Origin of the sequence: Bacillus infantis (assembly GCF_020171945.1) — a bacterium.
Classification (GTDB): domain Bacteria; phylum Bacillota; class Bacilli; order Bacillales; family Cytobacillaceae; genus Bacillus_AB; species Bacillus_AB infantis_A.
The window spans coordinates 43,433-56,961 of the sequence record NZ_JAIVAP010000018.1; the positions used below are offsets into that span (position 1 = coordinate 43,433).

The following is a 13,529-nucleotide window of genomic DNA, read 5'->3' on the forward strand; positions in this document are numbered from 1 at the left end:
TACGGCAGCCTTTTGGAATCTTTTATTTTGAATCTGCACACGCCGTGCCAAGCATCCCCATGTTTATTGGGGATGCTTTTTTTGGTTCCGAAGGATGCTGGTCCCGTTTTGGGCATAAGACCTTTGCAGCATGAATTTTGCGACATTTATTCTACAGGGGGATTTACCATGAAAAAGCTTTATTCATTATTATTCAGCATGCTTTTGGCAGCGGGTATTCTGTCAGGCTGCGGCGATTCAGGGGCAGAGCCTGAAAAGGACAATGGCAGCAGCACTGAACAGACAGAGACAGAAACAGAAAAAGCAGAATTTCCGGTTACGATCACAGATGCCGCCGGCGAAGAAGTTGTCATTGAAGAAAAGCCCGAGAAGATTGTTTCCCTGATTCCAAGCAACACGGAAACTGCGTTTGCACTCGGTCTGGGAGAAGAAGTTGTTGGGGTATCTGATTTTGATAATTATCCGGAAGAAACAGCAGATAAAGAGAAGATCGGCGGAATGGAGTTTAATGTTGAAAAAATCATCTCCCTTGCTCCGGACCTGGTTCTAGCACATGCTTCAAGCGCGCATAATTCAACTGCAGGATTGCAGCAGCTGAAGGATTCAGGAATTGCTGTACTGGTTGTCAATGATGCCCAGAGCTTTGAACAGGTATATGAGTCGATCGAGATGATCGGGACCGCTTCTGGCGCCAAGGAAGAAGCAGAAGAAGTGATTGCCGGCATGAAAGAGAAGATAGAGGCAATCAAAGAAAAAGCCGCTGCTGTAACAGAAAAGAAGAAAGTTTTTGTAGAGGTGTCCCCAGCGCCGGAAATTTATTCGCCTGGGAAAAATACATTCATGGATGAAATGCTAACGATGATTAATGCAGAGAATATTGTAAAAGAAGAAGGGTGGCCAAAGGTAGATCCTGAAGCCATCATCAAGGAAAATCCGGACGTGATTATTTCCACTTCCGGTTACCGCAATGAAGATGCTGTGGCAGAGGTGCTCGCCCGTGAAGGCTGGCAGGATGTAAATGCCGTTAAAAACAAGCAGGTGTTCAGTGTGGATTCAGATACAGTAAGCCGCTCCGGCCCAAGGCTTGCTGAAGGAGTAGAGGAATTTGCCAAAGCTGTCTATCCGGACGTATTTAAGTAAGAATAAGCTGTCAGCCTATGTGCTTGCAGCCGCTTTTCTTGTCATATGCATGCTGGTGGGGATTTCAATCGGTACAGTCTCTGTGCCGATTCCTTCTATCATTAATATAGTTGGATCTAAGCTCCTGCCGATTCAGCTTGATGCTTCGGTTGACCCGATGCACAGCAATATTGTGATGAATATCCGCCTGCCCAGGGTCATTCTTGCCGGGCTTGTAGGAGCTTCCCTTGCTATTGCGGGGGCAGCCTTCCAGGGCCTGCTGCGTAATCCGCTTGCAGATCCTTATACGCTGGGTGTTTCATCGGGTGCGTCTGTCGGTGCTGTTCTGGTATTATTTTTTCAAATATCGATCCCGTTTGCCGGGCTGTTTACGCTTCCTATTCTCAGTATGGTATTTTCATTCTTAACCATATTTGCCGTGCTGTTTTTTGCAAGAAGGATTGACAGGGCCATGAAGGTGGAGACCATCATCCTGACAGGGATCATTGTCAGCTCCTTTCTGGGCGCGCTCATTTCACTTATGATTGCCCTGACTGGCGAAGAGCTCAGGCAGATCATCGGATGGATCATGGGCAGCGTTTCGATGAGGGGATGGGCCTATATCCGCATTATCCTGCCGTTTTTCATAATAGGAAGCCTGCTGTTAATGATGAATGCAAAAGAGCTGAATGCTATGTCATTTGGAGAAGAGCGGGCCCAGCATCTGGGCGTAAATGTGCAGAGGAGAAAAATGATGGTCCTTGTGGCGGGTTCCATATTGACAGGCGCCGCCGTCGCGGTGTCAGGCACCATCGGCTTTGTCGGCCTTGTAATTCCTCATTTGACAAGGCGGCTTTGGGGGCCTGATCATATCCATCTGCTGCCATTATCAATGATGACTGGAGCCGGCTTCCTGATTCTTGCTGACCTGGTCGCCCGGACGGTCATCTCGCCTACGGAGCTGCCGATCGGCGTCATAACGAGCATCATCGGGGCGCCTGTGTTTGCACTTATTTTGCTGAAAAGAAGAAATAGGAGGGCGGTCTGATGCTGAGCATACAAGGATTGACCGGGGGCTACGGGGATGAAAGCATCATTCAAGAGGTCAGTTTTTCAGTGGGAAAAGGGGAGCTGTTCGGCATCCTCGGGCCAAATGGCAGCGGAAAGACGACTCTTTTAAAAATGCTGAGCGGCATCCTCTCCTATAAGAGCGGAAGCATTTCTGTAAAAGGCAGGCCATTGCCGGAGTTCTCAGTGAAAGAGCTGGCTAAGGTCATTGCGGTGCTGCCGCAGCATTCATCGCAGTCTTTTTCTTATACAGTCAAAGAAACAGTTTCTTTGGGCAGGTATGCCCATCAGAAGGGCTGGTTCCAGACCTGGTCGGAGGAGGATGAAAAGACCGTCCAGCGCGTGATGGAACAGACGCGGGTCGCAGAATTCAAGGATCATTATATCCACGAGCTGTCGGGCGGGGAGAGGCAGCGGGTATTCCTTGCCCAGGCGCTGGCCCAGGAGCCTGAGATCCTGCTTCTGGACGAGCCGACCAACCATCTTGATCTATCTTTCCAGAAAGAGCTGCTTGACCTGCTGCGGACATGGGCGAAGGAATGCGGGATGACTGTTGTTTCCATTTTTCATGATCTGAACCTTGCAGCACTGTATTGCGACAGACTGCTTTTGATGGAAAAAGGGAAGGTAGTCGCGGCAGATGTCCCGAATGAGGTGCTCCATGAGGATCGGATCCGCACAGTCTATCAGACGGATATCATGAAGCATGCCCATCCTGCCGTCCCTGCCCCGCAGATGGCAATCCTGCCAGGGGACCTGAGTGCTGAACCGGCCGCTATTGGCGAAGAAGATGTCCAGGTATACGAAGACCATGTGCTTGTGAAATCTCCTTTTCCGCTCCGTACGATGTCCTCAGGGGTGGCAGGAGCCGGGGTAGGCTGGCACAGGCTGTTTGTTAACCGCCAGGTTCCTAACACTTATGACTGCAGTGACCACCGGGCAGAAATGAAAGAATATCTGCGGGAAAACGGCTATGAGCCAGGCGAGACGGTCGGCATGATGACAGCCGTCCAGGTGGCAGACGCCAGCTATAGGGTCTATGAGTCCGATGGCTTTTCTCTCCTTGCAGTTGTTACCGCGGGAACAGGGAATGCGGTAGACGCTTCCCAAAGCGGCCTGCACAGCTTTGAGTTTACCCCAGGCACGATCAACACATGGATCTTCATCAACGGAAACCTGACGGAGGAAGCCTTCATTCAAAGCATCATGACAGCCACAGAAACAAAGGTAAAGGTGCTTCATGACCATGGTATTGAGGATAAGGTGTCAGGCACTCTGGCAACAGGCACTAGCACAGACAGCATCCTGATTGCTGCTGCCCAGTCAGGGAAAAAGCTGGAGTTTGCAGGAACGATCACACCGCTTGGCAAGCTGATCAGCAGAGCAGTATATGACTGTACAGCTGAAGCGCTCCACAAATACCGGAAGAGGGTGTCATCATGATTGTCCATCATCTGGCTGCCCTTACCCTTGCATTTCTGCTCGATCAGCTTATTGGAGATCCGCCTAAATGGCCCCATCCAGTCCGGTGGATCGGGTCATTTATTCTATTTTTGGATAAAAAGTGGAACCGCGGCGGAAAGCGGAAGCTGAAAGGGGCAATGATGGTCCTGGTTGTCCTTGGTGCTGTATTCCTTGCTGCAAGTGCCATCACATACACCGGCTATCACATCCATCCGCTGGCAGGAATCATAATCGAAGCCATCCTCATTTCCACCACAATCGCGCAAAAAAGCCTGAAGGAGGCGGCGCTTGAGGTCTATAGTCCGCTTCATAGAGAAAACTTATCTGAAGCACGCCTGAAGCTTTCCTATATTGTCGGCCGTGATACAGAAAAGCTGGAAGAGCCGGAAATTGTGAGAGGGACGGTGGAAACGGTTGCGGAAAATACGAGTGACGGGATCACCGCTCCTCTATTTTGGGCGCTCATCGGCGGAGCACCTTTGGCTCTCCTGTACCGTGCAGCCAATACCTGCGACTCTATGGCAGGCTATAAGAACGAAAGATATCTTGAGTTTGGCTGGGCCTCTGCGCGGCTCGATGATCTGCTGAATTTCATTCCTGCCCGGCTGACCGGCCTCCTGATGCTGCTCGGGAAAAAGCCGGAGCATTCCAGCTTTAAGGAAGCATGGGACATTCTCCTCCGGGACAGCAGGAAGCATCCGAGCCCGAACAGCGGCTGGGGAGAAGCGGCAGCCGCAGCCTTGATGGGCGTCCAGCTCGGGGGCATCAATTACTATAAAGGGATCGTTTCTGACAGGGCAAGAATGGGCGACCCTATTGTTATCCTTGAAAAAGGCCATATATTGTCCGTCATTGAGATTATGAAAAGGACATCTTTATTATTTCTATTATTCTTATGGCTGGGGGGAATGCTCTTTGAATTGGCCGTCGCATGGATCCAATCCGCAGCATTTATTTAAGGCACTTGGGCTGTGGGAGCCATCGGAGCTGCTGGACTTCAGTGCCAATATCAATCCTATGGGGCCGCCTGAACGGCTAAAGGCAGGCTGGCATCAATTTTTCGAGAATCTGCCGGTTTACCCTGATCCTTTTGCAGCAGACCTGACTGCAAGGCTGGCTCAAAAGGAAGGCGTCGGGAAGGAATATGTACTCGCCGGGAACGGTGCCTCTGAACTGATCAGCCTGGCAGCGAGGCTGCTGGCCGGTAAAAAGGTCATCATCGTGCAGCCGGCTTTCTCTGAATATGAACAGGCCTGTGAGGTGAATGATTGTGAAATCAGCTATTTTCAGCTGGATGAGGGGAGCTGGGAGCTGGATGCAAAGAGGCTCTGCGAAGACGCCAAAATAGCGGATGCCCTGTTTCTCTGCAATCCTGCCAACCCGACAGGCAGATACTATGGCCGTGAAGATATCGTTTCATTATTGGAGGTATGCCCTGAAACGCTCGTCATCGTAGATGAGGCATTTTATGACTTTCTGCCGGAATATGAACCTCTCGTGCCGCTGCTTTCAGAATACAAAAACCTCATCCTGCTCCGCAGCATGACGAAAATGTTCAGTATCCCGGGCCTGCGGCTGGGCTATGCACTGGCAGACACTGAGCTGATCAGGGGGATGGCCCGCTTTCAATACCATTGGAGCATCAACTCCGCTGCCCAGCAGGCAGGGCTGATTTGCCTGGAAGAAGATCTATACATAGAGGACACACAGATTTATATGGAAAAAGAAAGAAGCAGGCTCTTTGGCTTTTACAAGGATAAAGGCTTGCACGTGTCCGAATCGAAAACCAACTTCTATCTTCTCCGTGACCCGGAGCTTGGTGATCAGGAAAAGCTGTTTTACTTCTTGCTTGAAAAAGGGTTTGTCCCCCGCCATACCTATAACTTCCCCGGGCTTTCCGGACGCTGGCTGCGGTTTGCCGTCAAAGGGACAGAAGATAACCAGAAGCTGATGGAGGCGATCGACGAATGGACAGTGCAGAAGGACTGATATTTATTACAGGAGGCGTCCGCAGCGGCAAAAGCACCTTTGCGGAAAAAACAGCAGCTTCCGCCGCCTCCACTGGCCGTCTTCATTATATTGCTGCAGGGAAGAGCTCGGACGAAGAAATGGCCGAGCGGATCCTGCTGCATCAAAAGCAGCGGGATGAAAGCGGAAGCGGCTGGAGAACCTGGGAACAGCCAGCAGGAATAGGAGAGCTGGCTGCCGCTTTTGCAAAGCAGGATGTGCTGCTTCTGGACTGCCTGACCACTCTATTGAATAATGAATTATTCGGCACAGGCGGCAGATGGGAGAGTCCGGCATTCCAGGAAGAAGTCAAGGAGCGGATCCTTGCTGATATCCAATCCCTGAATGAGAGCACGGGAGCATTGATTATTGTCAGCAATGAAGTCCAGTTTGAACCGTTTGAAGCAGGGAGTGTGTCCCAAATATACGCCAGGCTGCTTGGCCAGCTCCACCAGAGGATTGTGGGAATGGCAGTCCAGGCTTATCTTGTGGAAGCGGGAATCCCGCTTCTTATGAAAGGAAGGAAACCATGAAAGGCATCATGATACAGGGAACGGCTTCAGATGTGGGGAAAAGCTTTATCGCTACTGCTCTATGCCGGCTGCTGTCCAATGAAGGCCTCAGGGTGGCGCCGTTCAAGTCCCAGAATATGTCCAATAATTCCTATGCGACGGCGGACGGCAGGGAAATCGGCCGGGCACAGGGCATTCAGGCAGAGGCGGCGAGGACGGAAGCAACAGTCTGGATGAACCCGATCCTGCTGAAGCCGAAATCTGATATGAGCTCAGAGGTGGTCCTGCTCGGAAAAGCTGTTCGGACCTATTCCGGCCGCATCTACCGTGAGAATTTCTATGAAAAGGGCCTGGCTGTGATCCAGGAATCATTAAAAAAGCTTGAAGCCGATTTTGATGTCATTGTTGCAGAGGGTGCCGGGAGCCCGGTAGAAATCAACCTGAAGGATCGGGAGCTGGTCAATATGAAGGTGGCCGATCTTGCTGATATCCCGGTCATCCTGGCAGCGGATATCGACCGCGGAGGCGTGTTCGCAAGCATCATCGGCACCCTTGAGCTGCTCACTCCTGAAGAAAGGGAGCGGGTGAAGGGTCTCATTATCAATAAGTTCAGGGGTGACCCGGATTTGTTTGCAGATGGAATTTCCTGGCTGGAGGAGCGGACCGGGATACCTGTTCTTGGCGTCCTGCCCCATTTTGATAACCATATGATTGATGGAGAAGATTCCCTTTCACTCGAGGGCAGTTTTTACAAGAAGGCTGGAGGGAGGATTGACATTGCTGTGATCAGGCTGCCATACATTTCGAATTACAGTGATATTGAACCCTTTCTCTGCGAAGAAGATGTGTCGGTGCGCTGGGTGAAAGATGCAGCGGAGTTTGGAGAACCGGATGCCGTCATTATCCCCGGGACGAAAAGTACGATCCATGACCTGCAGTTTCTGAGGTCTTCCGGCCTGGAACGCTCTATTGCCTGTTTTGCTGAGGAAGGCGGCAGGATTGCCGGAATATGCGGCGGCTACCAGATGCTAGGGGAGCAGCTGTATGATCCTGAAGGGACTGACAGCGGCACGATAGGCTTGAAAGAAAAGGGAATGGGCCTGATAGCGGCTGATACGACATTCTTCAGAGACAAAATAACCGTCCAGGCGAAGGGTTCATACGTAGCATCCGCCGGGTTTGGCAGAGGCAGTGTTGAAGGCTATGAGATTCACCTTGGCCAAACAGCCAAAAAAGGCGAAGATGCAGGCAGGAGTTTATTTTTGATGGAAGACGGCCGGGAGGAAGGCTACAGCGGCGGAAAAATAATCGGGACCTATCTGCACCATGTTTTTCATAACGACAGCTTCAGAAACAGATGGCTTGAGAGCATCCGGAAGGAAAAAGGCCTGCCGCAAAAGGAGCCTGTACGGATAGGGGACATGAAGGACGAACGCTTTGATAAACTTGCCAATGAGGCAAGGCAGCATTTTCAGTGGGACAAAATCAAAGAAATAATAGGATTTGAAAAAGCATATGAAAACCATTAAAGGATTGCTGATCAACATACAATTTTTTACAAGCATCCCGGTGCCGATGCAGATTCCAATGGATAAAGCACATTTGAAAAGAGCCGTGATCACTTTTCCACTCCTCGGGCTTCTCCAGGGGTTCTTTTACAGCCTGGTGCTGTATGGATTCCTGGAATGGACTCCGTTTTCGCCGCTCGCCTCGGCATTTGCCCTGTGGCTTGTGATGATTATCCTGACAGGAGGAATCCACCTGGACGGCTGGATGGATGCAAGCGATGCCTTCTTCTCTTATCAGGATCGGGAGAAGCGGCTTGAGATCATGAAAGATCCCCGTACAGGTGCGTTTGGCGTTCTTTCTGTCATTGTGCTTCTTGCCATGCGCTTTCTGTTCATCTATGAAATAGCGCTGGAGCAGGAGCCGGAGACATATTGGCTCATTGCCCTGATTCCGTTTCTCGGAAAGCAGATCATGGGCGTCCTCCTGATGCAGGTGCGCCCGGCGAAGCCTGAGGGACTGGGAGCACTGTTTCAAAAAGCTGCCAGTGCCTCAGATCTGGCCTTTTACCCGGCAGCAGTGCTGCTGGTGTTCGTGCTGTATGCTATGGCGGATATCAGCCTTGCAGTCCATGCGGCGATCCTCCTTTTGGCAGCAGCAGGCTTTCTCGCATTTGCCGCTGTAAAGTCGGTTAAATGGTTTGGCGGAATTACAGGGGATGTGCTTGGTGCATCTGCAGAAGGAGCTGAATGCTTTTTATGGATGGTACTGTGGCTGTTACATTATTTCGCCATGTCCTGACAGAAGAAAACAAGCGGCATGCCTATCTCGGCTGGACAGATTCTCCTTTGTGCCCTGAAGAGAAGGAGCGGTTCGAAGCCTGGGCACAATCACTCCCGGAGTATCCTTTCATTTTTTCAAGCGACATGGTACGCTGCCTCGAGACTGCCAGTATTTTGCCCGGAGGGAATGCTCTCAAGCTGAAGGAGCTGCGGGAAATGAATTTTGGCAGATGGGAAGGCAGTGTCTATGAAGAGCTGAAGAATGATCCTGCCTACCAGGCCTGGCTCAATGATCCTTTTGTTGCCCCGATACCGGAAGGCGAGGATTATGGGCAGTTTTCTGAAAGGGTCATGCATGGCTGGGGAAAAATCAGGACCGGCCTGATTCGGAATAAAGGAACAAGAGCTGCTGTCGTCACGCACGGCGGGGTGATCCGTCAGCTGCTGACCAGGCTTGCGCCAGAGGAAAGGCCATTCTGGGAGTGGAAAGCCCCGCATGCCGGCGCCATCACATTGCTCTGGGAAAACAATGGTTTCAGGAGGGGTGGAAGATGCACTTTATTATTGGAGGAAGCTTCAACGGGAAAGCTGCCTGGGTGAAGAGGCAGTATGCAGAAGAAAAGGCTTCCTGGCATAGTGCCTACAAGGGCGAGTGTTTTCCTGAAGCTGCTGATGCAGCGACAGACTGTGTCATTCTGGAAGGAATCGAACAGTGGATCCGCGAAGATATAAAGAGAATGGATAAGGATCCGGCAAGAGCCCTGTGGAAGGAGCGGCTGGATGATTGGCTCCGCTGGGAAGCCGGCGTGCAGGAAAGAAAACTGGTGCTGATCGGGACAGATATCACCAAAGGGATTGTACCAATTGAAAAAGAAGACCGGGACTGGCGGGATGCCTCCGGGTGGATATTCCAGGATGCTGCTGCAGCTGCTGAAAGGGCAGATCTGATCTGGTATGGCATCAGCCGGAGATTAAAATAAAAAGATAGGGGAAATGAAAATGAGGATTTATACAAGGACAGGCGATAAAGGACAGACAAGCATCATTGGCGGCCGGGTGGACAAAGATGATGTCCGGGTTGAGGCGTATGGCACAGTCGATGAGGTGAACTGCTTTGTCGGACAGGCCATGACTGAGCTGGATGAAAAGATATTCCAGGATGTGCTTGATGATCTGGAAAAGATTCAGCATGAGCTGTTTGACTGCGGAGGAGACCTGGCCAATGTGTCGGCTAAAAGGGAACTGAAGCTTGGGCAGGAAGCCATCGATTATCTGGAAAGCAGGATCGATGAATTCATTGAAGAGGCGCCCGAGCTAGAACGCTTCATCCTCCCTGGAGGTTCAAAGCCTTCTGCTTCCATCCATATAGCAAGGACGGTATCCAGAAGGGCAGAGCGGCTCATCGTCACACTCATTAAAACAGAAGAAAAGGTTCCTGAAGTTTGCCTGCAGTATATGAACCGCCTCTCTGACTATTTCTTCGCATTGGCGAGGGTGATCAATTTCCGCCTTCAAGTGAAGGATGTGGAATATGTTCGGAGCGCAAAGGTTTTCCGCGGCGGAAAGCGCAAGGAGAACTGATTGTGAAAAATAAAAAGATGATGCTGGCTGCCTTGTTCATAGCTTTTTCAGCCATTGGGGCAGCAGTCAAGATTCCGGCGGTCATAGGGAGTGTGGCACTCGATTCCTTTCCTGCCTTAGCTGCCGCTGCCCTGCTGGGGGGCGGAGCCGGCAGCATTGTGGCCGGGCTCGGCCACCTCTTGTCGGCACTGGTCGGCGGGATGCCGCTCGGACCGCTTCATTTTCTCGTTGCAGCCGAAATGGCCGTTCTGGTTTTGGTTTACGGAAAACTGTGGGGAAGCGGCCGGAGGAAGGCGGCTTTCGTCATTTTTGCAGCAGGCAACACGTTTGCAGCACCGCTCCCGTTCCTTTTTTTTATGGGGACTGGTTTTTATATAGCGATTGTCCCGTCCCTTCTGATTGGCTCGGTCTTAAATGGGTTGCTGGCTTTCTGGGCAGTCCCGCGCATCAGCCGGGTGCTTGGTGAGAGGCAGAGGGAAGGGAATGTGCCGGAATGAGGGATGTAGTATACATACCAGGCGGAAATGGGGAAACCCTGGTCATCAGCAGCGACAACAGCGGCGGCATCGGCCTGAAGGAAGCTGACCATGTAAAGGTCCCGTATGAAACGGTTGCTTACTTTGCTTTTCGGACGGCTGTCATGGAGAATCTTTCAGCCGGCGGTGCTCCTTTTGCTGCCGTCCTGCACAATTTTGCAGGGGACGAGCATTGGAATGCGCTTGCAGGGGGCATTGAGAAGGGTGCACAGGAAGCGGGGATTGAAGGCTTGACTGTCACAGGAAGCACCGAAAGTAATTTTGATCTCCTCCAATCAGCGGTCGGGCTGATCGTTATCGGAAATAAGACAGGACGCCCTGAAGGTCCCCCCCTTTACACCGGCCGGGAGAAGCTGGCTGTCATCGGGCTGCCGCTTGTCGGTGAGGAGGTCCTGAGCAAAAAAGAGGCAATCGCACCGCTTTCTCTATTTAAGGAAATCAGCAGGATGGATGGGATCCGTACACTGCCTGTCGGCTCGAAGGGAATACTTTATGAGCTGAACCAGCTTTTTTCCAATAGGGAGTTCACTGGAGATGAAGTTTCCTGCAAGGGCGTGGACCTCATAAAATCAGGCGGGCCTTCCTGCTGCTTCATCGCCTCCTATTCCAGAGAGCTTGAGCAGGAAATACTGGTGAAGGCGGGAAGCTTTCATCAGCAGCTGGAGATCAACTAGAGGAGGAATGAAACTTGCTTGATTTATATTTTGTAAGGCATGGTGAAACGGAGTGGAATAAAGCCGGACGGATGCAGGGCAGGCTCGATTCAAATTTGACCGAAAAGGGCCTGAAGGAAGCTGAAAGGCTCGGGGAATATTTGCGGGAAATGCAATTTGACGAAATCATCTCAAGCCCGAGCTCCCGGACTATCCAGACAGCCGAAAAGCTTGCCGGAAGCACTGCGGCCATCCGTACGGACGAAAGACTGATGGAAATCCATCTTGGCCAGTGGCAGGGAAAAACGGGGGACGAAATAAAGATGCTCTTTCCTGAACAGTACGGTTATTACTGGAACGAGCCGGAAAAGTTTGAGAACCCGGAGGGAGAAACATTTCTGGATGTGAAAAACAGGCTGGCCGGGTTCCTGCAGGAGCTCGGAGGCAGCCGGAGCACAGGAAAAATCCTGATCATAACCCACGCGGTTGTCATCAAAACAGCGGTCATGCTCGCCAATAAGGTGACAGTCAAAGAAATCTGGGAGCCCCCATTCATCCATGGCACAAGCCTCACCCATATGACATACAGGGACGGAGTGCTCGAGCTTATACTCGCCGGTGATCTTTCCCATATCGGAGTGCCAGGCTGAATGCTCGTGAAATATATCAGGTGCGGGGTTGATCCGGATTTCAGAGAAAAGTTCAGCCTCGCCCAAATGGGCTGGGAGCCATTGAAGCACGTCCCCGGATTTATCCGGCAGTTCGGCGGCTGGACCAGACCGGAAGGGGATGCCGATGCCGTTATCTTTGGTTTATGGGAGAGCAGGGCCAGCTACGATTATTTTATGTCTAGTCTGCATGATAGTCTGATAGGTGAATCATCACAAGAACGGTATTTCCAATCTATTTCCGTGGTACTTTATGAGGTGGATGAGAGTATGGTCCATGGGGCGGACGCCAGCAGCGGTCTCTTGGACATTCTTGGGGAGAAACTGGGCATAGAAACCCGTGAAGTGGAGCTTGCCGGGGAGTGGGAAGTACGCACGGCAATCAGCTGAGAGTCTAAGACCCTCAGCTTTTTTAGTGGAAATTTAAAGTCATGTATAGAAAGAAGGCTAATCGATGCATGACAGGCAGGGAAAGAAGGCGGTCATGTATAGAAAGAAGGTTAATTGATGCATGACAGGCAGGGAAAGAAGGCGGTCATGTATAGAAAGAGGGTTAATTGATGCATGACAGGCAGGGAAAGAAGGCGGTCATGTATAGAAAGAGGGTTAATCGATGCATGACAGGCAGGGAAAGAAGGCGGTCATGTATAGAAAGAGGGTTAATTGATGCATGACAGGCAGGAAAAGAAGGCGGTCATGTATAGAAAGAAGGTTAATCGATGCAAGACTGTTAGGAAAAGAAGGTAGTCATGTATAGAAAGAAGGCTAATCGATGCATGACAGGCAGGAAAAGAAGGCGGTCATGTATAGAAAGAGGGTTAATCGATGCATGACTGTTAGGAAAAGAAGGTAGTCATGTATAGAAAGAAGGTTAATCGATGCAAGACTGGTAAGAAAAGAAGGCGGTCATGTATAGAAAGAAGGTTAATTGATGCATGACTAGAGGATATGCCGGTGAGGCAGCAGAAACAATTTTCTCTATTGAATACAGGGATTCATTTTGTTATACTTCTAACTAACGATAGTTAGGGAGATGAAACAAGGATGACTTCACAGCAGATCAAACAAGCAGCATTAAAGCTTTTTGCTGAAAAAGGATACGAGGGAACGCCGCTCTCCGCCATCGCCAAGGCGGTTGGCATTAAAACGCCTTCTTTATATGCGCATTTTCCTTCAAAAGAAGAGCTGTTCCTGTCGGTTTTCCGGGATACTGTTTCCCTGGAGCTGCTCACAATTAAGGAAGCCATGGAAGATCAAAGCTCTGATAATGCTCTTGATACGATCAAGGCGATCTTTGATGCGCTGACCGAGTTAAGAGAAGAAAATGAGAATATCCAGTTTTTTAAACGGGCGATATTCTTTCCGCCGGCTGATCTCGGACCAAAGCTGAAAGAAGAATTTTTTGAATATGAAAAGCATTCCACTGACATGCTGCAGGGCCTCTTTGAGCACGGTAAAAAAGAGTCGATGTTCACGGCGGCCGGCAGCGGCGAAATGGCTGCTGCTTTTTATTGCCTGATTGACGGGCTTCTGGTCGAACAGCATTATTACAGCCAGGAGGAATACAACAAACGGAGAGAATCGGCATGGAAGATCTTCCTGGCCGGAATCATCATGAAGAAAGAGGGGTAGC

At 50.8% G+C, this 13,529-nt stretch carries 16 protein-coding genes; all 16 read left to right on the forward strand.

From position 1 onward, the window contains the following. Positions 1-168: 168 nt before the first annotated feature. The 16 genes from LCM00_RS19555 (at position 169) to LCM00_RS19630 (ending at position 13,528) form a co-directional block, all read left to right on the forward strand. Positions 169-1,140, forward strand: coding sequence for an ABC transporter substrate-binding protein (locus LCM00_RS19555; protein ID WP_224905212.1), 972 nt, complete (start codon positions 169-171; stop codon positions 1,138-1,140). Next, positions 1,106-2,167, forward strand: coding sequence for a FecCD family ABC transporter permease (locus LCM00_RS19560; RefSeq protein WP_224905214.1), 1,062 nt, complete (start codon positions 1,106-1,108; stop codon positions 2,165-2,167). The genes LCM00_RS19555 and LCM00_RS19560 overlap by 35 nt, the downstream gene beginning before the upstream one ends. Further along, entirely contained in the window at positions 2,167-3,630 is a 1,464-nt protein-coding gene (locus LCM00_RS19565; protein WP_224905216.1) for a heme ABC transporter ATP-binding protein, read from the forward strand. The genes LCM00_RS19560 and LCM00_RS19565 overlap by 1 nt, the downstream gene beginning before the upstream one ends. Next, positions 3,627-4,610: an adenosylcobinamide-phosphate synthase CbiB gene (gene cbiB, locus LCM00_RS19570; protein ID WP_224905218.1), complete on the forward strand. Its 984-nt coding sequence runs from the start codon at positions 3,627-3,629 to the stop codon at positions 4,608-4,610. Before LCM00_RS19565 ends, cbiB begins: the two co-directional genes overlap by 4 nt. Continuing rightward, positions 4,567-5,640: a pyridoxal phosphate-dependent aminotransferase gene (locus LCM00_RS19575; RefSeq protein ID WP_224905220.1), complete on the forward strand. Its 1,074-nt coding sequence runs from the start codon at positions 4,567-4,569 to the stop codon at positions 5,638-5,640. Before cbiB ends, LCM00_RS19575 begins: the two co-directional genes overlap by 44 nt. Then, positions 5,619-6,191 carry a bifunctional adenosylcobinamide kinase/adenosylcobinamide-phosphate guanylyltransferase gene (locus LCM00_RS19580; protein WP_224905222.1) on the forward strand — a complete coding sequence of 191 codons (573 nt, stop codon included), beginning with the start codon at positions 5,619-5,621 and terminating at the stop codon, positions 6,189-6,191. The genes LCM00_RS19575 and LCM00_RS19580 overlap by 22 nt, the downstream gene beginning before the upstream one ends. Then, complete coding sequence (locus tag LCM00_RS19585; protein WP_224905224.1) at positions 6,188-7,699, forward strand: cobyric acid synthase; 1,512 nt, start codon at positions 6,188-6,190, stop codon at positions 7,697-7,699. Before LCM00_RS19580 ends, LCM00_RS19585 begins: the two co-directional genes overlap by 4 nt. Then, positions 7,686-8,477, forward strand: a complete 792-nt coding sequence (cobS, locus tag LCM00_RS19590) for an adenosylcobinamide-GDP ribazoletransferase (RefSeq protein ID WP_224905226.1) — start codon at positions 7,686-7,688, stop codon at positions 8,475-8,477. Before LCM00_RS19585 ends, cobS begins: the two co-directional genes overlap by 14 nt. Next, positions 8,447-9,058 (forward strand): histidine phosphatase family protein, encoded by a 612-nt coding sequence (locus LCM00_RS19595; protein ID WP_224905228.1) that lies wholly within the window; start codon positions 8,447-8,449, stop codon positions 9,056-9,058. Before cobS ends, LCM00_RS19595 begins: the two co-directional genes overlap by 31 nt. Further along, on the forward strand, positions 9,010-9,438 hold the full coding sequence (locus LCM00_RS19600; protein ID WP_224905230.1) for a bifunctional adenosylcobinamide kinase/adenosylcobinamide-phosphate guanylyltransferase: 429 nt from the start codon (positions 9,010-9,012) through the stop codon (positions 9,436-9,438). Before LCM00_RS19595 ends, LCM00_RS19600 begins: the two co-directional genes overlap by 49 nt. Positions 9,439-9,457: 19 nt before the next feature. Then, positions 9,458-10,039, forward strand: coding sequence for a cob(I)yrinic acid a,c-diamide adenosyltransferase (locus LCM00_RS19605; RefSeq protein WP_224905232.1), 582 nt, complete (start codon positions 9,458-9,460; stop codon positions 10,037-10,039). Between the two features lie 2 nt (positions 10,040-10,041). Beyond that, positions 10,042-10,536: an ECF transporter S component gene (locus LCM00_RS19610; protein WP_224905234.1), complete on the forward strand. Its 495-nt coding sequence runs from the start codon at positions 10,042-10,044 to the stop codon at positions 10,534-10,536. Continuing rightward, complete coding sequence (locus LCM00_RS19615; protein WP_224905236.1) at positions 10,533-11,249, forward strand: ATP-binding protein; 717 nt, start codon at positions 10,533-10,535, stop codon at positions 11,247-11,249. Before LCM00_RS19610 ends, LCM00_RS19615 begins: the two co-directional genes overlap by 4 nt. Positions 11,250-11,263: 14 nt before the next feature. Next, a complete protein-coding gene (locus LCM00_RS19620) occupies positions 11,264-11,878 on the forward strand; it encodes a histidine phosphatase family protein (RefSeq protein ID WP_224905238.1) in 615 nt (204 codons plus the stop codon). Then, positions 11,879-12,286, forward strand: coding sequence for a YdbC family protein (locus LCM00_RS19625; RefSeq protein ID WP_224905240.1), 408 nt, complete (start codon positions 11,879-11,881; stop codon positions 12,284-12,286). Between the two features lie 654 nt (positions 12,287-12,940). Beyond that, complete coding sequence (locus LCM00_RS19630; RefSeq protein ID WP_224905242.1) at positions 12,941-13,528, forward strand: TetR/AcrR family transcriptional regulator; 588 nt, start codon at positions 12,941-12,943, stop codon at positions 13,526-13,528. Position 13,529: the final 1 nt, after the last annotated feature.